The sequence below is a fragment of the Streptomyces sp. BHT-5-2 genome, from assembly GCF_019774615.1.
Classification (GTDB): domain Bacteria; phylum Actinomycetota; class Actinomycetes; order Streptomycetales; family Streptomycetaceae; genus Streptomyces.
Genome location: NZ_CP081496.1, coordinates 3,132,791 through 3,157,660 on the forward strand (window position 1 = coordinate 3,132,791; position 24,870 = coordinate 3,157,660).

The 24,870-nt window shown below is 70.7% G+C and carries 20 protein-coding genes, 2 pseudogenes and 1 riboswitch; of the genes and pseudogenes, 16 read left to right on the top strand and 6 right to left on the bottom strand.

All coding sequences use genetic code 11. The annotated features are described in order from the left end of the window. Positions 1-142: 142 nt before the first annotated feature. The 5 genes and pseudogenes from K2224_RS41365 to K2224_RS13970 all read left to right on the top strand — a co-directional run. A pseudogene (locus tag K2224_RS41365) lies at positions 143-496 on the top strand (YraN family protein); the annotation flags it as partial. Continuing rightward, a pseudogene (locus K2224_RS13955) lies at positions 496-2,094 on the top strand (YifB family Mg chelatase-like AAA ATPase); the annotation flags it as partial. The pseudogenes K2224_RS41365 and K2224_RS13955, both read left to right, overlap by 1 nt. 329 nt (positions 2,095-2,423) lie before the next feature. Beyond that, a complete protein-coding gene (gene dprA / locus K2224_RS13960) occupies positions 2,424-3,710 on the top strand; it encodes a DNA-processing protein DprA (protein ID WP_221906872.1) in 1,287 nt (428 codons plus the stop codon). 374 nt (positions 3,711-4,084) lie between these two features. Further along, complete coding sequence (whiG, locus tag K2224_RS13965) at positions 4,085-4,921, top strand: RNA polymerase sigma factor WhiG (RefSeq protein ID WP_026247762.1); 837 nt, start codon at positions 4,085-4,087, stop codon at positions 4,919-4,921. A gap of 369 nt (positions 4,922-5,290) precedes the next feature. After that, the gene (locus K2224_RS13970) at positions 5,291-5,830 is read left to right on the top strand and encodes a TetR/AcrR family transcriptional regulator (RefSeq protein WP_221909686.1); all 540 of its coding nucleotides are present in this window, start codon (positions 5,291-5,293) and stop codon (positions 5,828-5,830) included. A gap of 68 nt (positions 5,831-5,898) precedes the next feature. Here the strand turns inward: K2224_RS13970 and K2224_RS41370 are convergent, their stop codons facing one another. Next, positions 5,899-7,086: a peptidoglycan DD-metalloendopeptidase family protein gene (locus K2224_RS41370; RefSeq protein WP_313904773.1), complete on the bottom strand. Its 1,188-nt coding sequence runs from the start codon at positions 7,084-7,086 to the stop codon at positions 5,899-5,901. A 340-nt stretch (positions 7,087-7,426) separates the two neighbouring features. Here K2224_RS41370 and rpsB point away from each other — a divergent pair, with 340 nt between their 5' ends. The 9 genes from rpsB to K2224_RS14020 all read left to right on the top strand — a co-directional run bounded on the left by rpsB (position 7,427) and on the right by K2224_RS14020 (position 17,469). Then, positions 7,427-8,275: a 30S ribosomal protein S2 gene (gene rpsB / locus K2224_RS13980; RefSeq protein ID WP_221906874.1), complete on the top strand. Its 849-nt coding sequence runs from the start codon at positions 7,427-7,429 to the stop codon at positions 8,273-8,275. Positions 8,276-8,382: 107 nt separating this feature from the next. Next, positions 8,383-9,219 (top strand): translation elongation factor Ts, encoded by an 837-nt coding sequence (gene tsf / locus K2224_RS13985; RefSeq protein ID WP_221906875.1) that lies wholly within the window; start codon positions 8,383-8,385, stop codon positions 9,217-9,219. Between the two features lie 161 nt (positions 9,220-9,380). Then, positions 9,381-10,151, top strand: coding sequence for a UMP kinase (gene pyrH / locus K2224_RS13990; RefSeq protein WP_221906876.1), 771 nt, complete (start codon positions 9,381-9,383; stop codon positions 10,149-10,151). A 175-nt stretch (positions 10,152-10,326) separates the two neighbouring features. Further along, positions 10,327-10,884, top strand: a complete 558-nt coding sequence (gene frr / locus K2224_RS13995; protein ID WP_221906877.1) for a ribosome recycling factor — start codon at positions 10,327-10,329, stop codon at positions 10,882-10,884. Further along, complete coding sequence (locus K2224_RS14000; RefSeq protein WP_221906878.1) at positions 10,884-12,035, top strand: phosphatidate cytidylyltransferase; 1,152 nt, start codon at positions 10,884-10,886, stop codon at positions 12,033-12,035. Before frr ends, K2224_RS14000 begins: the two co-directional genes overlap by 1 nt. A gap of 168 nt (positions 12,036-12,203) precedes the next feature. Further along, positions 12,204-13,316 carry a 23S rRNA (adenine(2503)-C(2))-methyltransferase RlmN gene (gene rlmN / locus K2224_RS14005; protein ID WP_018541468.1) on the top strand — a complete coding sequence of 371 codons (1,113 nt, stop codon included), beginning with the start codon at positions 12,204-12,206 and terminating at the stop codon, positions 13,314-13,316. Between the two features lie 33 nt (positions 13,317-13,349). Then, a riboswitch (TPP riboswitch) is annotated at positions 13,350-13,473 on the top strand. A 103-nt stretch (positions 13,474-13,576) separates the two neighbouring features. Beyond that, entirely contained in the window at positions 13,577-14,656 is a 1,080-nt protein-coding gene (locus K2224_RS14010; protein WP_221906879.1) for a thiamine ABC transporter substrate binding subunit, read from the top strand. Next, a complete protein-coding gene (locus tag K2224_RS14015) occupies positions 14,632-16,395 on the top strand; it encodes an ABC transporter permease (protein WP_399020032.1) in 1,764 nt (587 codons plus the stop codon). Before K2224_RS14010 ends, K2224_RS14015 begins: the two co-directional genes overlap by 25 nt. Further along, complete coding sequence (locus K2224_RS14020; RefSeq protein ID WP_221906880.1) at positions 16,396-17,469, top strand: ABC transporter ATP-binding protein; 1,074 nt, start codon at positions 16,396-16,398, stop codon at positions 17,467-17,469. It begins immediately after the preceding gene. Between the two features lie 54 nt (positions 17,470-17,523). Here the strand turns inward: K2224_RS14020 and K2224_RS14025 are convergent, their stop codons facing one another. Further along, positions 17,524-18,210, bottom strand: a complete 687-nt coding sequence (locus tag K2224_RS14025) for a response regulator transcription factor (protein WP_221906881.1) — start codon at positions 18,208-18,210, stop codon at positions 17,524-17,526. Beyond that, a complete protein-coding gene (locus tag K2224_RS14030) occupies positions 18,204-19,358 on the bottom strand; it encodes a sensor histidine kinase (RefSeq protein ID WP_221906882.1) in 1,155 nt (384 codons plus the stop codon). Before K2224_RS14030 ends, K2224_RS14025 begins: the two co-directional genes overlap by 7 nt. Before the next feature lie 391 nt (positions 19,359-19,749). On the opposite strand from K2224_RS14030, the gene K2224_RS14035 reads away from it, so the two are divergent. Continuing rightward, a complete protein-coding gene (locus tag K2224_RS14035; RefSeq protein WP_260692592.1) occupies positions 19,750-20,964 on the top strand; it encodes a glycosyltransferase family 87 protein in 1,215 nt (404 codons plus the stop codon). A gap of 101 nt (positions 20,965-21,065) precedes the next feature. Here the strand turns inward: K2224_RS14035 and K2224_RS14040 are convergent, their stop codons facing one another. The 3 genes from K2224_RS14040 to K2224_RS14050 all read right to left on the bottom strand — a co-directional run bounded on the left by K2224_RS14040 (position 21,066) and on the right by K2224_RS14050 (position 23,841). After that, positions 21,066-22,028, bottom strand: a complete 963-nt coding sequence (locus K2224_RS14040) for a hypothetical protein (protein ID WP_221906884.1) — start codon at positions 22,026-22,028, stop codon at positions 21,066-21,068. 231 nt (positions 22,029-22,259) lie between these two features. Continuing rightward, on the bottom strand, positions 22,260-23,432 hold the full coding sequence (locus tag K2224_RS14045) for an LOG family protein (protein WP_221906885.1): 1,173 nt from the start codon (positions 23,430-23,432) through the stop codon (positions 22,260-22,262). A 1-nt stretch (position 23,433) separates the two neighbouring features. After that, positions 23,434-23,841, bottom strand: coding sequence for a MarR family winged helix-turn-helix transcriptional regulator (locus K2224_RS14050; protein ID WP_221906886.1), 408 nt, complete (start codon positions 23,839-23,841; stop codon positions 23,434-23,436). A gap of 170 nt (positions 23,842-24,011) precedes the next feature. On the opposite strand from K2224_RS14050, the gene K2224_RS14055 reads away from it, so the two are divergent. Further along, positions 24,012-24,434 (top strand): RidA family protein, encoded by a 423-nt coding sequence (locus K2224_RS14055; protein ID WP_221906887.1) that lies wholly within the window; start codon positions 24,012-24,014, stop codon positions 24,432-24,434. The last annotated feature ends 436 nt before the right edge of the window (positions 24,435-24,870 follow it).

Below are 24,870 nucleotides of genomic sequence, written 5' to 3' on the forward strand. Positions count from 1 at the left end.
GAAGGGCACTACGGCAGCGCCGAGCCGCCCCGGCAGGTCAGGGAAGGGGAGCCGTGTATCGGGGCCGAGGGAGCGGCCTCCGACGCCACCTACGGCACCAAAGGCACCGGCCTCACCGACGCCACCGGCCTCGCCGACGACGTCCCGCGGCGCCCTCGGCCGCTACGGAGAGGACCTGGCCGTCCGGCGGCTCACCGAAGCCGGCATGCGGATCCTCGACCGCAACTGGCGCTGTCGCCACGGAGAGATCGACATCGTCGCCGCCGACGGTGACGCCCTGGTCGTCTGCGAGGTCAAGACCCGCCGGGCGGGCTGGTACGAACACCCCATGGCCGCCGTGCGGCCCGAGAAGACCGCCCGGCTGCGCCTGCTGGCCGAGCGCTGGATGGAACGGCACGGCGGCCCACCGCCCGGCGGCGTACGCATCGACGTCATCGGCGTCCTGCTGCCCGCCCGCGGCGCCCCCGTGGTCGAGCACGTACGAGGGGTGGCGTGATGGGGTTCGCCCGTACCTGCTCCGTCGCGCTCGTAGGCGTCGAAGGAGTCGTCGTCGAGGTCCAGGCCGACCTGGAGCCCGGCGTGGCCGCCTTCACCCTCGTCGGGCTGCCCGACAAGAGCCTGGTCGAGTCCAGGGACCGGGTCAGGGCCGCCGTCGTGAACTCCGGCGCCGAGTGGCCGCAGAAGAAGCTCACCGTCGGCCTCAGTCCGGCGTCCGTCCCCAAGAGCGGCAGCGGTTTCGACCTCGCCGTGGCCTGCGCCGTCCTCGGCGCCGCCGAACGGCTCGACCCCCGCGAGCTCACCGACCTGATGATGATCGGCGAACTGGGCCTCGACGGCCGCGTCCGCCCCGTCCGCGGAGTGCTGCCCGCCGTCCTCGCGGCGGCCGACGCCGGCTACCGCCAGGTCGTCGTACCCGAGCAGACCCTGGCCGAAGCCTCACTGGTCCCCGGCGTCTCCGTCCTCGGCATCCGCAGCCTGCGGCAACTCATCGCCGTCCTCGCGGACGAACCGGTCCCCGACGAGGAGAACCCCCTCGACGAAGGCCGCCCCGACCCTCTGATGGCCGGCTTGGTGATGCCCGGCACAGGCGTCGCCCCGGGCCTCCCACAGGGCGACCACGTCCCCGACCTCTCCGACGTCGCGGGACAGCACAACGCCCGGCGCGCCCTGGAGGTGGCCGCCGCCGGACGCCACCACATCTTCTTCAAAGGCCCGCCGGGAGCGGGCAAGACCATGCTCGCCGAACGCCTCCCCGGGCTGCTCCCACCGCTCACTCCCAAGGAGTCCCTGGAGGTCACCGCCGTCCACTCGGTCGCCGGCACCCTCCCACCGGGCCAGCCGCTGGTCGATCGCCCGCCCTACTGTGCCCCGCACCACTCGGCGACCATGGCCTCCCTCGTAGGAGGCGGAACCGGCCTGCCCCGCCCGGGGGCCGTCTCGCTCGCCCACCACGGCGTGCTGTTCCTCGACGAGGCCGCCGAATGCAGTCCGCGCGTCCTGGACGCACTCCGCCAACCCCTTGAATCCGGTCATATCGTCGTGGCCCGCGCCGGCGGCATGCTGCGGATGCCCGCACGTGTCCTGCTCGCCCTCGCGGCCAACCCATGCCCGTGCGGCCGGCACGGCACCACCGCCGGTGGCTGTGAATGCCGGCCCTCCTCGATCCGCCGCTACCGAGCCCGGCTCTCCGGACCGCTGATGGACCGCGTCGACCTCCGGATCGCCGTGGAACCGGTCGCCCGCTCCGAACTGATCGCGTTCGGCCGCGGCGCCGAATCGAGCGCCGCCGTCGCCGAACGCGTCCACGCCGCCCGTGAACGCGCCGCGGCCCGTTTCGACGGCACGCCCTGGCTGACCAACAGCGAGGTACCGGGCCACGAACTGCGCACCCGTTGGCCGGTCCACCCCGGGGCGCTCGCCCAGGCCGAACGCGACCTCGAATGCGGCCTCCTGACAGCCCGTGGCCTCGACCGCGTCCTCCGCGTCGCCTGGACCGCAGCCGACCTCGCCGGCCGCGGCCGCCCGACGAAAGAGGACGTCGACTGGGCGCTGGAACTCCGCACGGGGGTACGGCGCGGCGCAACGACGACGGCGACTTCAGCAGCAACGACGACAGCGACAGGACTGGCCACCGGCACGGCCAAGAGGGGGCGAAGGAACGCGGGCGCCAGGCCCGGAACCGGACTGCGGCTGGCTGCCGCCGCCACGCCGACTCCACAACCGAGGACCGGCGCATGGCCGAAAGTGACCGCCGCCGGGGGCCAGGAAGCCGAGCCGGAAGAACCACCGGGCGCGCAGACGGAGGTGGGGGCGGGGACAGCCCTGGCGAAGCGGCCCCAAGAGACACCGGATTCCCGCCGGCCGCCCCCGGATTCGCATCTGCGGAGCGCCCTTGCCCACTCGGCGGAGAACGGAGGTGAACGATGAACGCCCTCGACGAATGGGGCTTCATCACAAGCGGGGAGGGGCCGGGACCGAAGCCGGAGATCGGGCGGTCGAGCCCGACTCCCACCGCCGCGCGAAAGCATCCCGCTCCCCACCCGGCACAGGCGGAGCACGAAACCTACGAACCGCAGCGGGCGGCCCGCGCCGCCCTCACCCGCATCCTCGAACCCGGTGACGAAACCGCCGGCCGCTGGCTGCGCGAGATGGGCCCCGTCGCCCTCTGGCACGCGCTCTCCCAGGACGACGCACCCCCGCCCCTCGGCGCCGCCCCGACCAAGATCGCCGGCCTTCGGTTACGTGCCGCCCGGGCCCGCCCCCTCGCGGATCTCGCCGCCGTCGCCGCACTCGGCGGCCGCTTCCTCTGCCCCGGCGACGAGGAATGGCCCGGCCAGCTGGACGACCTCGGCGACGCCCGGCCGATCGGCCTCTGGGTGCGGGGCAGAGCCAACCTGCGGATCTGGGCACTGCGCTCGGTCGCCGTGGTCGGGGCGCGCGCCTGCACCGAGTACGGCGCCCACCTCGCCACCACCCTCGGCGCCGGGCTCGTCGACCGCGGCTGGACAGTCGTCTCCGGAGCCGCGTACGGCATCGACGGCGCGGCCCACCGTGGCGCCCTCGCCGCCGACGGCCCGACCGTCGCCGTGCTCGCCTCAGGTGTGGACCACCCCTATCCGCGCGGGCACACCGAGTTGATCGACCGGATCGCCGAACAGGGCCTGGTGGTGGCCGAGTTGCCGCCCGGCGACCACCCCACCCGGAGCCGCTTCGTCCAGCGCAACCGCGTCATCGCCGCCCTCACCCGCGGCACGGTCGTGGTGGAGGCCGAACTCCGAAGCGGCTCACTGGTCACGGCGCGGCGCGCCCTTGCCCTCGGGCGCTTCACGATGGGTACGCCCGGCCCGGTCACCAGCGGGCTGTCCGCCGGAGTGCACCAACTCCTGCGCGAGGAAGCCACGGTGGTCACCGGCGCGGACGAGGTCATCGAACTCGTCGGCAGTATCGGGGATCTCGCGCCCGAGCGTCGCGGCCCGGCCTTTGCCCGCGATCTGCTGGACCCGACCGCGCTCCGTGTTCTCGAAGCCCTGCCCGCACGCGGTGGCGCGGATACCGGCCACCTGGCCCGGGAGTCGGGCACGCCCCGTGACCTCACCCAGGGCAAGCTCTTCGAGCTTCAGTCCCTCGGATTCGTTCAAAGGTGCGGTGAGCGCTGGGAGTTGGTGCGACGTGTCAACTCGACCGAAGGTTCCCGGCGAGGCGGTACTTGACCTGGCGCGAACGGGTGAAAGGGTGAGGGGAATGACCGCAGAATCCAGATTTGCCGCGCTTCGGCAGGTGTGGCCGACCCATTGGGTGCCGACGGCAAGGCGCAGCGTACGCGCGGGTTCCCGCCCGCCGCGGCACCGCGCTCGCCCGTACCGCCCTCCAGGCATGCCACTCCGGCCGACGCGTCTGAGGCACTCCTTCCGGGTGCCGCCGTGTCGCGCGAAGTAACCCTGGGGTGCGGGCCGCGGAACGTATCTGCGCACGCCCAACCCGACTTCCTCGCGCACCGCGACGCCTCGGTCACGCTACGCTCACGACAGTTCAAGCCTCATACACCCACCCACCCCCGTCTCGGCAGAACGGCTCAAGGCGACGAATGCCCCAGCACACCTCCGGGTCTGACCGCGCGGCAGTACCACCCGCCGCGTGCGGCAGCGTGCGCCCCGCCCCGCCCACCTCGCTCGACGAGCTGTGGCGCTCCTACAAGGCGTCAGGCGACGGACGCCTGCGGGAACAGCTGATCCTGCATTACTCACCACTGGTCAAGTACGTGGCCGGCCGGGTCAGCGTCGGACTGCCGCCCAACGTGGAGCAGGCCGACTTTGTCTCCTCCGGAGTCTTCGGACTGATCGACGCCATCGAGAAATTCGAGCCCGAACGCTCCATCAAGTTCGAGACGTACGCCATCACCCGCATCCGCGGCGCGATGATCGACGAGCTGCGCGCACTGGACTGGATCCCACGATCCGTACGCCAGAAGGCCCGGGCCGTGGAACGCGCCTACGCCACCCTCGAAGCGCAGCTGCGCCGGACGCCGACCGAGGCCGAGGTCGCCGACGAGATGGGCATCCCGCTGGAGGAGCTGCACGGCGTCTTCAGCCAGCTGTCGCTGGCGAACGTCGTGGCGCTGGAAGAGCTCCTCCACGTCAACGGCGAGGGCGGCGAACGCCTCAGCCTCATGGACACCCTGGAGGACACCGCCGCGGAGAACCCCGTTGAGATCGCCGAGGACCGCGAACTGCGGCGGCTGCTGGCACGGGCCATCAACACCCTGCCCGACCGCGAGAAGACCGTGGTCACCCTCTACTACTACGAGGGCCTCACCCTCGCCGAGATCGGCAACGTACTCGGCGTCACCGAGAGCCGGGTCAGCCAGATCCACACCAAGTCCGTACTCCAGCTCCGGGCGAAGCTGGCAGACGTGGGGCGCTGAGAGGCCGGAGGTCCTCCCGGGTGGGACCCGAACCGGCGATGGTCGGGACAGAGGGCGGGCTTCGTCGAGACGTTGCCGGGCAAACCGGAACTCCTGGGCGGCAGGCCGTCGCGGACCGCTTCTGGACCCACGCGTCGGGCTTGCACATGCCCGACCAACTGATGGGGGACGACAGCCGGCGGGTCCAGCCGGGGAGCACCGACCGATAGCGTGTCGTGGGCGCATCGCCCTGGTCCGAGGCAGGGTCGGGCGCCGCCGACGCACCGACGCCGACCCGTGTCGCGATGCGGAGTGCCACGGCGAGGACGCCATCCGTACAGTGGTGACGTGCCCAGGATTCGAGCGGCCTCGGTGGCCGAGCACCGGACGATGCAGCGCGGCGCCCTCTTGGACGCCGCTCGCACCTTGCTGTCCGAGGGCGGAACGGAGGCGCTGACCTTCCCTGCCCTCGCTGAGCGCACGGGACTCGCGCGCTCCTCCGTGTACGAGTACTTCCGCTCGCGTGCGGCGGTCGTCGAAGAACTGTGTGTCGTCGACTTCCCCGTATGGGCCGCGGAGGTCGAGGCGGCGATGGAGAACGCCGAGACGCCCGAGGCGAAGGTCGAGGCGTACGTGCGCCGGCAACTGGCGCTGGTCGGCGACCGCCGCCACCGCGCCGTCGTCGCCATCTCCGCCGGGGAGCTGGACGCCGGGGCCCGGGAGAAGATCCGCGCGGCGCACGGTGGACTGATCGCCATGATCGTCGAGGCGCTCGCCGCCCTCGGACACGCGCAGCCGCGGCTTGCCGCGATGCTGCTCCAGGGCGTCGTCGACGCCGCGGTCCGACGCATCGAACTCGGCGCCGCCGAGAACCCGGAGGAGATCACCGAGGCAGCCGTAGCCATGGCCCTCAAGGGAGTGGGTGGCTGAAGGCCGGCACGGCCCCAGGGGGGAGACCCCCGGGGTGCGTCGGGCGGGGGGCGTTCCTGCCGTCCGTCTCATGCGGGCCGCCCGCCGTGCAGGCTCCTCTCCCGCCCGCGTCGAAGCCGTCCGAGGGCCCACACCGCAATCCCCGCCAGCGTGATCGCGCCGAGCAGGCCCGCGCCCGTGGTCGCCGTTGGCGAGTCCGTCGTCTTATGAGCCGTTGGCGCCGGCTGCTCACGATTCGGACGCGCCGTTCCGGGTTCCGGGACGGCTTCGGGTTCGGGGATGCCGAAGACTGGGAGCAATCGCGAGGGGCCGGTGCGGAGGGCCTCTGGTGGAAGCAGCGAGAGCGGGTTCAGGTACGTCGTACCGCGGAGCAGGCCCCAGTGGAGGCACGGGGCACGGCAGTGGTACGGCCCATCCTCCAGCGCACCGACGGGCTGACCTGCGGTGACGTGCTGTCCTTTGTGCACGGAGGCGCGGACCGGCTCGTAGGTGGTGCGTAAGGGCGGGTGGCCCGAGTCGGAGACTTCGATGGTCAGGACGCCCCGGCCGGCCACGGTGCCGGCGAACGCGATCCGGCCCGGCGCGGCGGCTTTCACGACGGCGCCGTCGGACGCTGCGAGGTCCACGCCTCGGTGCCCCGCCGCCCATGGGGCCGGAGGCGGGTCCCAACCACGCAAGACCACAGGGTGTGTACCGGCGGGACCGTCTACCGGCCAGGAGCGGTCCGGCCCCGGGTGGGCCGGCCCGGGCACCGGTGCGGCCACGGAGTACGGGGCCGCGGCGCCGGCTGCACCGGCGGAAGCGATCAGCCCCGCCGGGGGCACGGCCCACAGCACGCACATGGCGAGCGCGGCGAGTGAACGCCTTCCGCCCTGCCGGCTCAAGGCGAGGGACGGCATCCACTCCCGAACCGTCCCGGCCGGTGCCGGTGCCAGCACAGCTGCCGACCTCGGTGCCGATCTCTTCCCCGTTTCGAGCCCTGGCGCCAGCCCCGGCCGCACCCGCCCCGCGTCCGATTCGTGACGGCCCGGATCGCCCGGACCGCCCGCTGGTGTCGGTGGCCCCGGCGCCCATGGGCGAGGCGCGTCGCGGGCACAGCAGACGCGCTTGCCGAGGTGCCGATCTGCCGGCCGGCGCCCGCCGGGCTCCCCGCGTCGTCGCGGGGCGGAGCGTCGTGAGCGAGGCACGGTCGGTCGTAGAGAGGGAGGGCGGGTGGTCCGGGGGAGGCGCCTGGCGGGGCCGGTGAGTCGTCGCATGTGTCGACCTTGGCGGAAGCGGCGCCGGCGCGGGGATCTTGGTCAAAAGCTGTGGACGACGGGGCGATTGTGGACAACGACGTCACCCTGTGGGGGCACGAAATGGTGCGTGTCGCCCGGTGCATCGCCCGTCCCGTACACTTCTGATGGCGATCCGGGTCACCGGGTCGACTTCGCACGCCCCGCCACCAGTGCACCAGTCCCGTTCGGGCAGCACGTCGGCCGCGCTCCTCGGTCCTCGGAAGGTTCCACCCGGTTCCTCCCCTGGCAGGCGCGTCGGGGCGTCAGGCACCGCGGCCGACCGGTCGTGGTGGAACCGAGAACAACAAGGAGTACGGCCATGGCCGTCGTCACGATGCGGGAGCTGCTGGAGAGCGGCGTCCACTTCGGGCACCAGACCCGCCGCTGGAACCCGAAGATGAAGCGCTTCATCTTCACCGAGCGCAACGGCATCTACATCATCGACCTGCTCCAGTCGCTGTCGTACATCGACCGCGCCTACGAGTTCGTCAAGGAGACCGTTGCCCACGGCGGCTCGGTCATGTTCGTCGGTACGAAGAAGCAGGCCCAGGAGGCCATTGCCGAGCAGGCGACCCGCGTGGGCATGCCCTACGTGAACCAGCGCTGGCTCGGCGGCATGCTGACCAACTTCTCGACCGTCTACAAGCGTCTGCAGCGCCTGAAGGAGCTCGAGCAGATCGACTTCGAGGACGTGGCCGCCTCCGGCCTCACCAAGAAGGAGCTCCTGGTCCTCTCGCGCGAGAAGGCCAAGCTGGAGAAGACCCTCGGTGGTATCCGCGAGATGCAGAAGGTGCCCAGCGCCGTCTGGATCGTGGACACCAAGAAGGAGCACATCGCCGTCGGCGAGGCGCGCAAGCTCAACATCCCGGTTGTCGCGATCCTCGACACCAACTGCGACCCCGACGAGGTCGACTACAAGATCCCGGGTAACGACGACGCGATCCGCTCCGTCACCCTGCTCACCCGCGTGATCGCCGACGCCGTCGCCGAGGGCCTGATCGCCCGCTCCGGCGCCGCCACCGGCGACCAGAAGCCGGGCGAGAAGGCCGGCGAGCCGCTCGCCGAGTGGGAGCGCGACCTGCTCGAAGGCGACAAGAAGTCCGACGACGAGGCCGCCAAGGCCGAGGCCCCGGCCGCCGAAGCCGAGAAGCCGGCCGAGCAGGGCTGACCTCAAGACCGGTTGATGACGGCGGGGGAGGGTGCCACAAGCGCCGCCCCCGCCGTCCACCCGTAGATCTTTCGACTTTCGCGATTCCGAGAAGAGATTCACAGACCATGGCGAACTACACCGCCGCTGACGTCAAGAAGCTCCGCGAGCTCACCGGCGCCGGCATGATGGACTGCAAGAAGGCCCTGGAAGAGGCCGAGGGCAACGTCGACAAGGCCGTCGAGGTCCTGCGCGTCAAGGGTCAGAAGGGCGTCGCCAAGCGCGAGGGCCGCTCCGCCGAGAACGGCGCTGTGGTCTCCCTGATCGCCGACGACAACACCTCCGGCCTGATCCTCGAGCTGAAGTGCGAGACCGACTTCGTCGCCAAGGGCGAGAAGTTCCAGTCCGTCGCCAACGCCCTGGCCGCGCACGTCGCCAAGACCAACCCGGCCGACCTCGAGGCCCTGCTCGCCTCCGAGATCGAGGCCGGCAAGACCGTCCAGGCGTTCGTCGACGAGGCCAATGCGAACCTCGGCGAGAAGATCGTCCTGGACCGCTTCGCGCAGTACTCCGACGGCTACGTGGCGGCGTACATGCACCGCACCATGCCGGACCTGCCGCACCAGATCGGTGTCCTCGTCGAGTTCGACAAGGAGAACGCCGAGGTCGCCAGGGGCATCGCGCAGCACATCGCCGCCTTCGCCCCGAAGTACCTCGCCAAGGAGGACGTCCCGGCCGACGTCGTCGAGGCCGAGCGTCGGGTCGCCGAGGAGACCACCCGCGCCGAGGGCAAGCCCGAGGCCGCGCTGCCGAAGATCGTCGAGGGTCGCCTCAACGGCTTCTTCAAGGACGCGACGCTGCTCGGTCAGCCGTACGCGCTCGACAACAAGAAGTCGGTCGAGAAGGTCCTCCAGGAGGCCGGTGTCACCCTGAAGCGCTTCGCGCGCATCAAGGTCGGCATCTGAGCCTGCCGCGGAGGCAGCGAATGACCTACGGCCCCGCTAGGGTCGTACGCAGTCGGCCGCTCATCGGTCGGCCGCAGATGTGACGAGGAGGCCATTGCCGGACAGGGATCTGACCAGACCCACGGCAATGGCCTTCTTCGTATGTGCACGAGGAGAGCTCAATGAATCACGGTGCCGACGGCGCGGACACACACAAAGCCGACAAGGGCGACAGGAGGCGTTTCCTTCTGAAGCTCTCGGGTGAGGCGTTCGCCGGCGGCGGCGGACTGGGCGTCGATCCCGACGTCGTGCACGCCATTGCCCGTGAGATCGGCGCAGTGGTCCGCGACGGCTACGAGATCGCCATCGTGATCGGCGGCGGCAACTTCTTCCGCGGTGCCGAACTCCAGCAGCGCGGCATGGACCGGGCCCGCTCCGACTACATGGGCATGCTCGGTACGGTCATGAACTGCCTGGCCCTCCAGGACTTCCTGGAGAAGGAGGGCATCGACTGCCGCGTCCAGACGGCCATCACCATGGGCCAGGTCGCGGAGCCGTACATTCCGCTGCGCGCGGTCCGCCACCTGGAGAAGGGCCGGGTCGTCATCTTCGGCGCCGGTATGGGCATGCCGTACTTCTCCACCGACACCACTGCCGCCCAGCGCGCCCTGGAGATCGACGCCGAGGCCATGCTCATGGGCAAGAACGGGGTGGACGGGGTCTACGACTCCGACCCCAAGAAGAACCCGGACGCGGTCAAGTTCGACGCCCTCGAATACGGCGAGGTCATCACCCGCGACCTGAAGGTCGCCGACGCCACGGCCATCACGCTGTGCCGGGACAACAAGCTCCCGATCCTCGTGTTCGAGCTGCTCGCCGAGGGGAACATCGCGCGTGCGGTGAAGGGTGAGAAGATCGGCACGCTCGTCAGCGATCAGAACACCCGGGCCTGACGGCCCCAACTGCCGTGATTCCGTGCGGGCGCAGGCCCGTACGGGCGGCAACCCTCGGCCGCGGGAAGACCTCGGTACGGGGATGGACAACCGCCTGCCGGTCGGACACCGTGCAGGAGAAGACGCGCGGCAGGGGCGAGGCTCTGCTTCCCACCGAAAAGACCAGGAGCAAGTGGTGATCGAAGAGATCCTCCTCGAAGCCGAGGAGAAGATGGAGAAGGCCGTCGTGGTCGCCAAGGAGGACTTCGCCGCGATCCGCACCGGGCGTGCGCACCCGGCGATGTTCAACAAGATCGTGGCGGACTACTACGGTGCCATGACGCCCATCAACCAGCTGGCGTCGTTCTCGGTGCCGGAACCGCGGATGGCCGTGGTGACCCCGTTCGACAAGAGCGCGCTGCGCAACATCGAGCAGGCCATCCGCGACTCGGACCTCGGTGTCAACCCGAGCAACGACGGCAACATCATCCGTGTGACGTTCCCCGAGCTCACCGAGGAGCGCCGCCGCGAGTTCATCAAGGTCGCCAAGAACAAGGCCGAGGACTCGAAGGTCTCGATCCGCAGCGTGCGGCGCAAGGCGAAGGAAGCCCTCGACAAGCTCGTCAAGGACAAGGAGAGCGGCGAGGACGACGTGCGCCGTGCCGAGAAGGAGCTCGACGACACCACCGCGAAGTACGTCGCGCAGGTCGACGAGCTCCTCAAGCACAAGGAATCCGAGCTCCTAGAGGTCTGATGAACGAGTCATCCTGGGGGACCCCGCCCGGCGCCGGCCACTGGGGACCGCCCGACCACGGACCGGCCGCCTCGCTGCGCGGGGCGGCGCCTCCCGTCCCGGCGGGTCCCGTGCACGACGGGGGCGGTGCGGCGCAGACTCGGCCCATGCCCATCGTGCCCCAACCGGGCGGACACCAGGACGACGATCGGGACATCCGGGATGGCCGCAACAACCCGGACGACCGGGGGGCTGCTCGCCTGAGCGGCCCCCTGTTCCGCGACGACAGGCCGCAGGAGCCCATGCCCACCTCGCTCCCCGGGTCCGACAGCGACCCAGTGAAACCGCAGAAGAAGAGCGCGGGGCGTAATCTGCGCGCCGCCATAGGGGTCGGCGTCGGACTCGGTGCGGTGATCCTCGCGTCGCTCTTCGTCTACAAGCCGGTGTTCATCGGCGTCATCGCGATCGCCGTCGTCGTGGGCCTGTGGGAACTGACCTCGCGGCTGGCGGAGCGCAAGGACATCCGGGTGCCGCTGGTCCCGCTCGCGGTCGGCGGCACCGCCATGGTGATCGCCGGGTATGTGCGCGGTGCCGAGGGGGCCTGGGTGGCGATGGCGCTCACGGCGCTCGCCGTCCTCGTCTGGCGGATGACCGAGGCGCCCCAGAACTACCTCCGGGACGTCACCGCCGGGGTCTTCGCGGCCTTCTACGTCCCGTTCCTGGCGACGTTCGTGGCCCTGATGCTGTCGGCCGAGCACGACGGGCCGCAGCGGGTGCTGACGTTCCTGCTGCTGACGGTCGTCAGCGACACCGGGGCGTACGCGGTCGGCTGGCGCTTCGGGAAGAAGAAGCTGGCGCCGCGGATCAGCCCCGGCAAGACCCGCGAGGGGCTGGTGGGCGCGGTGCTCTTCGCGATGGTGGCGGGCGCGCTGTGCATGGAGTTCCTGATCAAGGGCGGTGCCTGGTGGGAGGGCCTGCTGCTGGGGCTGGCGGTCGCGGTCAGCGCCACCCTCGGCGACCTCGGCGAATCCATGATCAAGCGGGATCTGGGCATCAAGGACATGGGCACCCTGCTGCCCGGCCACGGCGGCATCATGGACCGGCTGGACTCGCTGCTGCCGACCGCCCCGGTGGTCTGGCTGCTGTTCGTGATCTTCGTGGGATCGGGCTGAGCGCCGCCGGTTACCCTTGAAGGGCGCGCCGCTCGTTCGCGGCGCGCTCTTTCCGTCCCCGCGGCCGTGGGGACGATCCGTGAGGTCTCCTGCTTCCGTCCCCGTCCGGCCCCTGGCCGCGCGCCCGCGGAAGCCGCCGGGCCTCGTCGCACAGAGGAGTTTCCGCCCATGGCACGCCCGGCCCCGGGAGAACTGACATTCGTCGCCCCCCGCGGCGCCAAGAAGCCTCCGCGGCACCTCGCCGACCTCAGCCCGGCCGAGCGCCGCGAGGCGGTCGCCGCGATCGGCGAGAAGCCGTTCCGCGCCAAGCAGCTGTCGCAGCACTACTTCGCGCGCTACGCGCACGACCCGGCGCAGTGGACCGACATCCCCGCGGCGGCGCGCGAGAAGCTGGCGGCGGAGCTGCTCCCGGACCTGATGTCGGTGGTGCGGCACATCTCGTGCGACGACGACACCACCCGCAAGACCCTGTGGAAGCTGCACGACGGCACCCTCGTGGAGTCCGTCCTGATGCGCTACCCGGACCGGGTCACCATGTGCATCTCCTCGCAGGCCGGCTGCGGCATGAACTGCCCGTTCTGCGCCACCGGCCAGGCCGGCCTGGACCGGAACCTCTCCACCGCCGAGATCGTGCACCAGATCGTCGACGGCATGCGGGCGCTGCGCGACGGCGAGGTGCCCGGCGGCCCGGCCCGGCTGTCCAACATCGTCTTCATGGGCATGGGGGAGCCGCTCGCCAACTACAAGCGGGTGGTCGGCGCCATCCGGCGGCTCACCGACCCCGAGCCCGACGGGCTGGGGCTCTCCCAGCGCGGCATCACCGTCTCCACCGTCGGGCTGGTGCCGGCGATGCTGCGGTTCGCCGACGAGGGCTTCAAGTGCCGGCTCGCGGTGTCGCTGCACGCGCCCGACGACGAGCTGCGGGACACCCTCGTGCCGGTCAACACCCGCTGGAAGGTCCGCGAGGTGCTGGACGCGGCATGGGAGTACGCCGAGAAGTCCGGCCGCCGGGTCTCGATCGAGTACGCCCTGATCCGCGACATCAACGACCAGGCGTGGCGCGGTGACCTGCTGGGACGGCTGCTCAAGGGCAAGCGGGTCCACGTCAACCTCATTCCGCTCAATCCGACGCCGGGCTCGAAGTGGACCGCCTCGCGGCCCGAGGACGAGCTGGCGTTCGTCCGGGCCATCGAGGCACACGGCGTGCCCGTGACCGTCCGGGACACCCGGGGCCAGGAGATCGACGGCGCCTGCGGACAGCTCGCGGCCTCGGAGCGCTGACCGCCCGCTGGTACGGTGGCGTCGAACAAACGCACATTCCGACAGGGGAGCGCCACAGCGCTGAGAGTGCGGAGACGTCGTAGCAGCCCTACGGCGCCCGCAGACCCTTGAACCTCGCCCGGGTCATTCCGGGTAGGAAGTTCGGTCGTCACTCATGCTGTTGCGCCCCGCCCACCGTCCGTTGCCGAACGTCACCGACGCAGAACGCAGCGGGCACCGGGCGGGGCCGCGTCTCTTCCTGGCCAGCCAGGAGGAAATCAGTGAGCACCACCAGCAGGATCACCGCGGCAGCGCTGGCCGCCGCGGCCGGCGTGACCGCACTCGCCGGGTGCGGCACGGGCAGCGGCGACAGCGCCGACGCCAAGACCGTCACGCTCGTCAGTCATGACTCGTTCAACGCCTCCAAGTCCGTCCTGGCCGCCTTCGAGAAGGAGAGCGGCTACAAGGTCAGGGTGATCAGGGGCGGGGACGCCGGCGAAGCCGTAAACAAGGCGATCCTGTCCAAGGACAACCCCCAGGGCGATGTCTTCTTCGGCATCGACAACACCCTGCTCTCGCGCGGCCTGAACGCCGGCCTCTTCACCCCCTACAAGGCCAAGGGCCTCGACAGCGTCCCGGCCGACCTCCAGCTCGACAAGGACGCCCACCGGGTCACGCCCCTCGACTACGGCGACATCTGCGTCAACTACGACCGCGCCTACTTCACCCAGCACAAGCTCGCGCCGCCGCAGACCTTCGACGACCTGCTCAAGCCGCAGTACAAGGGATTGCTCGTCACGGAGAACTCCGCCACCTCCTCTCCGGGGCTCGCCTTCCAGCTCGGCACCATCGCCACCCACGGTGGCGGGGGAGGCTGGCCGGACTACTGGAAGAAGCTCAAGGCCAACGGCGTCGAGGTCGTCAACAGCTGGGAGCAGGCGTACAACGAGCGCTTCTCGGGCTCCGCGGCCGGCAAGAGCAAGGGCGACAAGCCGCTCGTCGTCTCCTACGCCTCCAGCCCGCCCGCCGAGGTGATGGGCAAGAAGCCCGCGCCCAAGGAGGCCCCGACCGGCGTCGCGACCGGCACCTGCTTCCGGCAGATCGAATTCGGCGCGTTGCTCAAGGGCGCCAAGAACGAGAAGGGCGGCAAGGCGCTGCTCGACTTCCTCCTGACGAAGACGTTCCAGGAGGACATGCCGCTGCAGATGTTCGTCAACCCGGCCCGCAAGGACGCCAAGGTGCCGGATCTGTTCACCCGCTACGGCACGGCGATCGACAAGCCGACGACGCTCGCACCGGAGACGATCACCAAGAACCGCGACCAGTGGATCAAGCAGTGGTCCTCGCTCGTTCTGAAGTAGCCCGCACCCACCGCAGGGGGCCCGCGCGCGCAACGGCGGTGCGGCTCGGTCTGATGGCCGTGCCGCTCGCCTTCTTCGCGCTCTTCTTCGCCTACCCGGTCGCCGCGATCGTGGGACGGGGACTGAACGACGGCGGGCAGTGGCAGCTCGGACGGTTCGGCGCCGTACTCGGCGACCCGGACGTGCTCCATGTGCTGTGGTTCACCCTCTGGCAGGCCGCCGCGTCGACCGCCTTGACGCTGCTGGTCGCACTGCCCGGCGCCTATGTCTTCGCGCGCTTCGACTTCCCCGGCAAGCAACTGCTGCGGGCGGCGGTGGCGGTGCCGTTCGTGCTGCCCACCGTCGTCGTCGGCGCGGCCTTCCTGGCACTGGTCGGCCGGGGCGGACTGCTGGACCACCTGTGGGGCGTGCGGCTGGACACCTCGGTGTGGGCGATCCTGCTGGCGCACGTCTTCTTCAACTACGCCGTCGTCGTCCGCACCGTCGGCGGACTCTGGGCGCAGCTCGACCCGCGTCAGGAAGAGGCCGCCCGGGTCCTGGGCGCCGGACGGTTCGCGGCCTGGCGGAAGGTGACGCTGCCCGCACTGGGGCCGGCGGTGGCGGCCGCGGCACTGATGGTGTTCCTCTTCACCTTCACCTCCTTCGGCGTGGTGCAGATCCTGGGCGGGCCCACCTTCTCGACGCTGGAGGTGGAGATCTACCGGCAGACCGCCGACTTCCTGGACCTGCCCACTGCCGCCGTACTGACCCTGATCCAGTTCGCCGCTGTACTGGGGCTGTTGGCGCTGCACGCCTGGACCGTGCGGCGCCGCGAAACCGCCTTGCGGCTCGTCGACGCCTCGCGGACCGCCCGCCGGCCGAGCGGTCCCGCCCAGTGGGCCCTGCTGTGGGGGACGCTCGCCGTCATCGCCGTGCTGCTCGTCCTGCCGCTGGCCGTACTCGTCGAGCGGTCCTTCGCCGGACCCGACGGCTACGGGCTCGTCTTCTACCGGACACTGAGCTCCGCGGCCTCCGCCGACAGCACCTTCGCCGTCGCCCCGCTCGACGCCCTGTGGAACTCCCTCGCCTACGGTGTGGCCGCCACTGCGATCGCCCTGCTGATCGGCGGCCTGGCGGCGGCCGCGCTCACCCGCTCCCGGCCACGGAGCGGGCCGGACGGGCGGACACCGATGGTCACCCGGCTCCTGCGCGGCTTCGACGGACTGCTGATGCTGCCGCTCGGCGTCTCCGCCGTGACCGTCGGCTTCGGCTTTCTGATCACCCTCGACGAACCCCCGCTCGACCTGCGGTCCTCGTGGTGGCTGGTACCACTCGCCCAGGCCCTGGTGGGCGTGCCGTTCGTGATCCGCACCATGCTGCCCGTGCTGCGCGCGGTCGACAGCAGGCTCCGGGAGGCGGCGGCCGTCCTCGGCGCCTCGCCCTGGCAGGTCTGGCGCGAGGTGGACCTGCCGATGGTGCGGCGGGCCCTGCTCATCGCAGCGGGCTTCGCCTTCGCCGTGTCGCTCGGCGAGTTCGGCGCGACCGTCTTCATCGCGCGGCCCGACCAGCCCACCCTGCCGGTGGCCGTGACCCGGCTGCTGGGCCGTGCCGGGGAGTTCAACTACGGCCAGGCGATGGCCCTGTCGACCATCCTGATGGTGGTGTGCGCGGGCGCCCTCCTGGCCTTGGAACGCATCCGCCTCCAGCCCCGGACGGGCTCGGCCGGCGGTGCTCCGATCGACCACTCCGGGGAGTTCTAGATGACGGCACGGACCGGGACCACGGCACCGGAGATGCTGCGGCTGGACGGCGTCAGCGTCCGCTTCGGCGCGCCCGGCGCGCAACCCGCACTCGACGCGGTGGACCTGGATGTGGCCGCGCAGGAAATCGTCTGCGTCCTGGGCCCGAGCGGCAGCGGCAAGTCCACCCTGCTGCGGGTGGTCGCCGGACTCCAGCACGTCGACCAGGGCGCGGTGCTGCTGGAGGGGCGCGACCAGACGGGGGTCCCGACGCACCGGCGCGGCGTCGGGCTGATGTTCCAGGACCACCAGCTCTTCCCGCAGCGCGATGTCGCGGGCAATGTCGGCTTCGGGCTGCGCATGCGGCGCACCAACCGCACCGACCAGGAGCGCACGGTCGCCCGACTGCTGGACCTCGTAGGGCTTCCGGGTGCCCAGGGCAGGGCTGTGGCATCGCTGTCCGGTGGCGAACAGCAGCGGGTCGCGCTGGCTCGCGCGCTTGCCCCGAGCCCGCGGCTGCTGATGCTGGACGAGCCCCTCGGGCAACTGGACCGCGGGCTGCGCGAGCGCCTCGTCGTCGAACTGCGGCGGCTCTTCCGCGAGTTGGGGACGACGGTGCTGGCCGTCACTCACGACCAGGGGGAGGCGTTCGCACTCGCCGACCGGGTCGTGGTGATGCGGGACGGCAAGATCGCGCAGACCGGCACTCCGCTGGAGGTCTGGCAGCGGCCCGCCAGCGCGTTCGTCGCGCGCTTCCTCGGCTTCGACAACGTCGTCGAGGCGACCGTACAGGGCGCGTCCGCCGTCACCCCCTGGGGCAAGGTGCCGGTACCGGACGGCACTCCGGACGGATCCTGCCGCCTGCTCGTACGCCCGGCCGGCGTCCGGCTGACCTCTGCGGCGGACGGGCTGTCCTGCACCATCGCGGCCCGGACGTTCCGCGGCACACATGTCGCGCTGCTGCTCCAGCCTGCGGGCGGACCGCAGATCGAGGCGGCGTGCCCACTCCACCAAGCGCCGGAGACGGGAGACCGGGTGGGGATCTCCTTCGCTGCCGAGGACGTGGTGGTGCTGGACGACGACACGGCGGAATAGCCGCGCCGCCAACCTTTGCCATGTCATGGCTCGCTCCTTGAGGGATCGGCGCCACTAGGCGCGCGGGGGAGGGGCGGGCCGTCGGCCCTGCGGCACGACCAGCCCCAGCTCATAGGCGAGGATCACCGCCTGAGCGCGGTCACGGAGGCCCATCTTCGCGAAGAGCCGGTTGATGTGGGTCTTGACGGTGTGGTCGGTGATCGTCAGCCGATCGGCGATCTCCGCGTTGGACAGCCCCTGGGCGATCCGGATGAGCACCTCCACCTCACGGTCGGTCAGCTCCTGCACCGTTCGTACGGGGGCCGGCGCCGTGCGCTGCTTGACGAACTCCGAGATCAGCCGCTTGGTCAGCTGCGGCGCCAACAGTGCGTTGCCCTCCGCCACGACCCGCACGGCATGCAGGAGTTCGGGAAACGTGGTGTCCTTCAGCAGGAAGCCGCTGGCCCCGGCGGCGAGCGCGTCGTACACGTACTCGTCGAGGCCGAATGTCGTCAGCATCAGTGCCTTGGTGGCGCCACCGGACGCCCGGGTGATCTCGCGGGCCGCCTCGATGCCGTTCTTGTGCGGCATCCGGATGTCCAGCAGTGCGAGATCCGGGCGCCGCTCCGCCGCGATCCGGACGGCCTGGACGCCGTCCTCCGCCTCGCCCACCACCTCGATGTCGTCCTGGGTGCCGAGGAGGTTGACGAACCCGGTGCGCACGATGGCCTGGTCGTCGGCCACGATGGCCCTGATCACCACGGGATTTCCGCCTCCACGAGAAAGCCGCCGTCCCGGCCCCGGCCGGCGGAGAGCCTTCCGCCGAGCAGCACCGCCCGCTCCTGCATCCCGACCAGGCCATGGCCGGAGTGGACCACGCCCGGCGGGCCCGGCCCGTCATCCGCGATCCGCACCGCCAGCCGATCGGGCTGGTAGTCGATCTCCACCACCGCATGGGCTCCCGGGGCGTGCCGACGCACATTGGTCAGACCTTCCTGCACGATGCGGTACGCGGACAGTTCACAGGACGTGGGCAACTCGACCCGGTCCCCGCTGATCCGCAGCTCCACCTCGCCGCCCACCGAACGGTGTTGCGCTATCAGATCGCCCAGTCCGTCCAGAGTCGGCTGGGGTGCCGTGCCGGTGCGGTCCTCGACGTCCGTCCGCAGCACCCCCAGCAGCCGCCGCAGCTCGGCCATCGAGGCGCGGGCGGACGCAGCGATCTGCTGAAAGCCCTCGCGGGCCTGCGGTGACAGACCCGGCGTGGTGTAGGTGGCACTCTCCGCCTGCACCGCGATCACCGAGACCGAGTGCGAGACCACATCGTGCAACTCGCGGGCGATCGATGCCCGTTCGGCCTCCGCCGCCTGTCGCCGTTCCATCGCGAGTACCCGGGCCTGCGCAGCCGCCCGCTCGCGCTGTGTCTCCTCGCGCGCGCGTACCGCGTCGCCCGTCGACACCGCGGCCAGGATTGCCACGGTCAGCACGAACCACTCGGCGAGCAGGTCGGCGGAGTACGACCGCGGGTGCCAGGAGGCGATGTGCCAGACGTTCACCGCGAGGGAGAGCGCCGAACCGCCGCCGACGAGCAGCGCCGGATGCGCCACGCGATGGCGGCCGAGGGTGTAGCACGCCACGAGCCCGCTGACGGCCGCCGCGACATAGAGATCCGAGCCGGCCGCGAAACCCACCAGCACCGCCGAGGCCGAAAGGGCCGCGGTGGCCGGGCGCGCACGACGCAACGACAGGACCGCCGCGGAGAGCAGCACACAGACCGCGATCACCGGCGAGTGCCGCGGTACGACCACCAGTTCCACGGCGGCGAACGCCGTGAGTGCCCCGCCGGTGGCCCAGGGGTAGGACGGCGACGCGGGCCATGCGCGAAGACGATGCCGGAGAGAAGTGCTCATGGCCGATATTTTTTCGGCTCGCGGTGGTCGCAGGCGTCACCGCACGGGTTGATCCATGCCGGGCATGTCATGCCACGGGTTGACGCCGAAGTTCGGTTGCTCGTTTGACGTTCCGCGGCCCGGCTGTCCATAGCCTCGTGATCAAGGCGAGGAAGGGAGCGTCATGAAGACTCAACTGACCTGTAAAACAAGGAACTTGACCTCGATCGCGAAGGCGCTGCGGCATCCGCGCACAGCACGGCGCTCGGGCCCTGCGCGCAGTCGATGTCGGAACACCGAGGTCTGGGGCTGGGGTGCGTGCGCGCTCTCCGCGCTGGGCCTCGGGCTGTTCACCACCCTCCCCGCACACCGCACATGGGGTCTCGTCGCGGCGGCCGGATACGGCTGCGCGATGCTGGCCGAGGCGCGCCGGGCAAGAGGACGCGATACCGCACGCGCCCCCGCCGACACCTCCCAACTACCGCTGATACTGGCTTTGACGGGTGCGGTGGTCCTACCGCTGCTGATGCTCGTGCTGGCCGGCAGGGCACAGCTCGAAGTGACGGTCGTCGAGCGCTCGGGCGATCTGCTGCTGCACTCCGGCAGCCCCTACATACCCGCACCCACCACCGTCGACGGCTACAACCCTTACCTCCCGGGCATGGCGGTCTTCGGCCTGCCGCACGCACTGTTCGGCAACGGGCCCCTGACGGACGCACGATGGTGGATGGCCGGCACCTTCTTCGCGTCGACGGGCGGCGCGATCACCACGCTCGTCCGCAGACGGCAGGCAGTGCATGCCGTGCCCCGCCGCGACAGCACACCCGTGGTGCGCTGGCTCGCGGTCTGCCCACTGGTGGCCCTGCCGCTGGCGGTCGGCGGGATCGATCTCCCGGTCATCGGCCTGATGTGCTGGGGCCTGGCCACGGCCGGACGAGGCAAGCCGGGGAGTGCGGGACTCCTGCTGGGTCTTGCCGCAGCGTTGAAGTGGACGGCCTGGCCCGCCGTGCCCGTCGCTCTCGCCCTGATGACAGCCCGCCGTGGGCGGCGCCAGGCCATCACCTGTGGCGCCATTGCCATGCTGACGACGGCCACAGCGGTGCTCCCGTTCGCACTGACCGCACCTGGTGCCTTCGCCGAGAACGTCCTGGCGTTCCCGATGGGGCTGGGCATGACGGCATCACCCGCCGAAAGTCCGCTGCCCGGTCGGCTCCTGGCCGCCTACGTGCCCGACGGGACGCTCATTGCCATGGGCCTGCTGGCGGTCGCAGCCCTCGGCATCGTTGCCTCCCTGTTGATACGGCCACCGCAGACGGTGCCGGCGGCAGCCGATCGCCTGGCGCTCGGCCTGGCCCTCGCCATGGCACTCATGCCGGCCACTCGCTTCGGGTACCTCGTCTATCCCCTGGTGCTCTGGGCGTGGCCACGCCTGACGTCTGCGTCGCTGAGGCGACACGCGGCGAACCGTTGCCGTGTGCCGACCGCGTTCCCGGCGAACACCGTAAGGCGAACCCGAACCGGTTCATGCGAAAGGCACTTGCGCGGTTCGCTACACACCATGGACGGGTCTGACGGGCCTGACCGGAAGCGAGCGAAGCCCGACATCAGACAGGAGGCCGCTCCATGAGCCGCAACGCCGGAGTGGTGGCGCACCCCCTCGTCGTCGGTAGTTGCCTCACACCGCAGTGCGACGAGACCTCTCCGCCGGCTGGATCTCGAGGCCGACGGTCATGCTCTCGGCCGGTCGAGCAAAGCCGCCGGCCGGCTCGACCCGCATTCCTCGTCCGCCCCGGAAACCGGAGCGGCACCCGCTTCCGGGGCCTCCTCCGGCTCGCCGAACCAGGCGACCGCGACGGCCCCCGCCACAGCGACCACGAAGCCGAGGATCGCCACCCAGGCGAAACCCGGACGAGAGGAGTCACCCAGCCACAGCACCCCGAGGATGCCGGGCACCACGGTCTCGCCCACCACCAGGGCCGCCGTGGCGCCGTTCACCGAACCGATCTGCAGGGCGACGGTGTGGAGATACATGCCGCCGATGCCCGCGACCAGGATCGCGTACAGCGCCGGGTCACCGAGGAGGGAGGGCAGATGGAACGGATCCACACCGTTCAGCACGCGTACGCCGACCCCGAGGGCGCCGAAGCCGAGACCGGACAGCAGACCCGCGAGGATCGCGGCCCGCCCGCCGAGCACGCGCACGATCAAAGTGCCTCCGCCGATGATCACGACCGAGGCGACCAGCAGCCACCAGTGGGTGTCGATCGGAGTGTGACCGCTGCCTTCCGGGCCGGCGGCGGTGGCCAGCAGCACCAGCGCCGAGCAGACCACACCGATCGAGACCCATTCGGGACGGGTGAGCCGGATGTTGAGGAGCTTGATGCTCAGCACTGCCGTGATCACGAGGTTCGCGCTGATCACGGTCTGCGAAAGGAACAGCGGCAGCATCCGCGCCGCGAGCGCACCCAGTCCGAAACCTATGAAGTCCAGCACGGTACCGACCATGAATTCCCAGGTCACAGCCGCCTTCGCGGTCGACGACAGGCTGGGGCCGCCGTGCTGGGTGACGGCGCTGCCGGCTGCCTTCGCCGCCTCCTGGCGAGCGGACTTGCGCGAGCCCACCGCCTGCAGGACCGAACCCGTGCCATAACAGATGGACGCTGCTATGGCCGTCAGAAGGCCGATGATCACCGAGAGCTCCGTTCGCGCACTGCATTACCTGCTCATTACCTGGATTGGCAGACGCGCATTTCGGGACGTGAGTTGCCTGGGCGGGCAAAAAGATCTTTCGGGTGTTGTCGCGCCGTGCGCATCATCGCTGTCCCGGGCAGTGGCTTCAGGGCGGCCGGCAGCGAAAGGCGATCACGCACGAGCCGCCGGGATCGCCGCTTCGCAAGTGCCGGTCAGGATCGGGGGCGACGGTCAGGAAGGGGGATCGTCACGGTTGGTCTCGGCAGGAGCGAGGCGGGTCAGTGCCTCCGGGACATCGTCCACGGAATCGACCAGGGCGATCCGGGCCTCCATGGACTGGCCCGTTGCGAGTGTCCGTAGCAGTGGCCAGGCCGGCAGCGTTTCCGTCCAGTGCTCGCGGTTCACCAGCACCATGGGGGTCGGCTCACCGTGCGACCGGTAATAGTTCATGGTCGCGGCGTCGAAGACCTCCTGCACGGTCCCCGCCGCGCCGGGAAGGAACACCACACCGGCGTTGGACCGGGCCAGCAGCCCCTCCTCGCGCAACGCGTTGACGAAGTACTTGGCGATATGGGTCGCGAAGGCGTTCGGCGGCTCGTGACCGTAGAACCACGTGGGCATGGCGACGGACCGACCGCCGCCCGGTCGGAGCCGGAGCACTTCGAACGCGGCCCCGGCCCAGGCGGTGACCGAGGGCCTGAAGTGTGGCGCCCGGGCGAGGAGTTCCAGTGCCTTGTCGAGCATCGCGTCCTCGAACGGCGCGGCGTAGGCCCCGAGGTTCGCCGCCTCCATCGCGCCGGGGCCGCCACCGGTCGCGACGGTCAGGCCGCCGCGGCCGAGCCGGCGCCCGAGCCTGGCCGCGCCCGCGTAGGCGGCGGAGCTGCGCTCCATGGCGTGCCCGCCCAGGATGCCCACCACGCGCGCACCGGCGAGGTGGCTGTCGAGCGCGTCCGAGACGGCGTCGTCGTGGATGCTGCGGAGCATGCCGGCGACCACATCGCCGGCCGCCTTGGTCTCCTGGTACCAGCGGTAGGCGCGAGCGTCCGGGGTGGCGTCGTAACCGGCGTCGAGCAGTCCCGTGAAGAGTTCGTCCGGTGTGTAGAGGGCGCCGCGATACGGGTCGAACGGCAGGCCCGGCACCGGCGGGAAGACCAGGGCGCCCCCGGCGCGCACCTTCGCGGCGGCGTCCGGTTCCATCACGCAGCCGAGGAAGACGGAGTCCGCGGTGTCCGTGGCGAGCAGTGCGAAGCTACGGTCCGTCAGGTCGAGGGACTGGATGTGGTATCCGGCGAGACTGCCGGTCGCGGCGATCCGGTCGAACTCCGCGAGCGAGTCGATCTCATGACCGCGCTCACGGAAGCCTCGGGGCGTCGGGGGCTCGCTGCTCGACTGCACGCCCGCCATGTTAGGGCCGCAGCGACTTCACCAGGGGCCCGAGGAGCCCGTCCTCGGACGCGGTGTCGAGGGCGGTCCGCAGCGCGGTGTCGTACGTGGGGCGCGCTCTGTTCTGTACTTCGCGGCCCTCGTCGGTGATCACGCTGTAGACGCCGCGGCGGTCGTCGGGGCACAAGTCCCGGCGGGTCAGGCCGGACGACTCCAGGCGTGAGGCCAGCCGGCTGACCGAACTCTGGTTGAGGCCGATCAGGTCGGCGAGTTCCTGCATCCGCAGCTCGCCGTCCTCCGACTCCGCCAGGCGGGCCAGCGCGCGGTACTCGGAGAGGCCGAGCCTGTGGTGCTGTTGCAGTGCCTTCGCCAGTTCCTGCTCGACGCGTGTGTGCAGCGCTCCGAGCCGGTCCCAGTGCTCCGCGTCCATCGATTCCGCTCTCTTCCGTCTCTCTTCCGCCGTGCACCTGCCTCGACGCCCCTCTCCGGCGTGCTCCGAGGCGCTTCGCTTTTCGCTCTTGACATCAGCGTACATGCGCCTGAAACTTATGTATGTGCATACAAGAGATGTGTGTACATGGATATTCAAGGGGGAGTGTCATGACGTCGACGGCTGCCGCAGGGGCGGGCAGTGTCCGGGAGATCGAGCGGATCGCGACTGCGCCGGACTGGTATGAGCCGTACAAGATTTCACAGGCCGTCAAGGCCGGTGGGCTGATCCATGTATCGGGTCAGGCCGGTGTCGACGACCGGGGGCGGACCGTCTCGGACGACTTCCTGACCCAGGGCCGGCAGGCGTTCGCCAACGTCGAGCGGGTCCTGGCCGAGGCCGGCGCGTCGCTCGCCGATGTGGTGAAGGTGGGCATCTTCGTCACGGACATGGCCGCCGACCTCGCGCATGTCATCACCCTGCGCGAGGAGTTCCTGTCCGAGCCCTATCCCGCGGACACCCTGCTCGAAGTCTCGTCGCTGGCCCAGCCGGAGTGGCGAATAGAGGTCGAGGTCACCGCCCTCGCCCGCTGACGCCCGGGCCCGGGCCGGGGCGTGGTCCGGCGCCGGCCGTTCCCATCCCCAAGGGTGCGAAGGTCGATGGCATCCAAGCCCGCGGAATGTCTCCCAGCCGGCACCCGTGCGACCGCCCCGGCTGCATCCGCCACACTCGCCACGGCCATCGCACCCCCGACATCCACCGCACACGGCGCCCTGTGCCGCGGCCCGACCGAACCCTGCCCACCCGCCGCGCCATCACAGCCCACCATGCCGTCAGCCAACGCCCGGGCCCCGGCGGCATCGAACCTCAACGCTTCAAGGAGCTCGTCCGCAAGCAATATCCCCTCACAGGGCCCCACCTCAGGCACACCCACCATTCCAAGCCCGCCGCCCAGGCCCAACACCCCAGGCCACCAACCCAGTTCCGACACCCCTGCGTCCCCGCTCACCACCCCACCTCACAACAGCC

Excerpts from the sequence above, each read along its gene's own strand:
- tsf (WP_221906875.1), top strand. The coding sequence starts at position 8,383 with ATGGCGAACTACACCGCCGCTGACGTCAAGAAGCTCCGCGAGCTCACC.
- K2224_RS14035 (WP_260692592.1), top strand. The coding sequence starts at position 19,750 with ATGCTGGCCGAGGCGCGCCGGGCAAGAGGACGCGATACCGCACGCGCC.
- whiG (WP_026247762.1), top strand. The coding sequence starts at position 4,085 with ATGCCCCAGCACACCTCCGGGTCTGACCGCGCGGCAGTACCACCCGCC.
- K2224_RS14055 (WP_221906887.1), top strand. The coding sequence starts at position 24,012 with ATGACGTCGACGGCTGCCGCAGGGGCGGGCAGTGTCCGGGAGATCGAG.
- K2224_RS14050 (WP_221906886.1), bottom strand. The coding sequence starts at position 23,841 with ATGGACGCGGAGCACTGGGACCGGCTCGGAGCGCTGCACACACGCGTC.
- dprA (WP_221906872.1), top strand. The coding sequence starts at position 2,424 with ATGAACGCCCTCGACGAATGGGGCTTCATCACAAGCGGGGAGGGGCCG.
- K2224_RS14020 (WP_221906880.1), top strand. The coding sequence starts at position 16,396 with ATGACGGCACGGACCGGGACCACGGCACCGGAGATGCTGCGGCTGGAC.
- rpsB (WP_221906874.1), top strand. The coding sequence starts at position 7,427 with ATGGCCGTCGTCACGATGCGGGAGCTGCTGGAGAGCGGCGTCCACTTC.
- K2224_RS14045 (WP_221906885.1), bottom strand. The coding sequence starts at position 23,432 with ATGGCGGGCGTGCAGTCGAGCAGCGAGCCCCCGACGCCCCGAGGCTTC.
- K2224_RS14000 (WP_221906878.1), top strand. The coding sequence starts at position 10,884 with ATGAACGAGTCATCCTGGGGGACCCCGCCCGGCGCCGGCCACTGGGGA.
- K2224_RS14030 (WP_221906882.1), bottom strand. The coding sequence starts at position 19,358 with ATGAGCACTTCTCTCCGGCATCGTCTTCGCGCATGGCCCGCGTCGCCG.
- rlmN (WP_018541468.1), top strand. The coding sequence starts at position 12,204 with ATGGCACGCCCGGCCCCGGGAGAACTGACATTCGTCGCCCCCCGCGGC.
- K2224_RS13970 (WP_221909686.1), top strand. The coding sequence starts at position 5,291 with ATGCAGCGCGGCGCCCTCTTGGACGCCGCTCGCACCTTGCTGTCCGAG.
- pyrH (WP_221906876.1), top strand. The coding sequence starts at position 9,381 with ATGAATCACGGTGCCGACGGCGCGGACACACACAAAGCCGACAAGGGC.
- K2224_RS41370 (WP_313904773.1), bottom strand. The coding sequence starts at position 7,086 with ATGCGACGACTCACCGGCCCCGCCAGGCGCCTCCCCCGGACCACCCGC.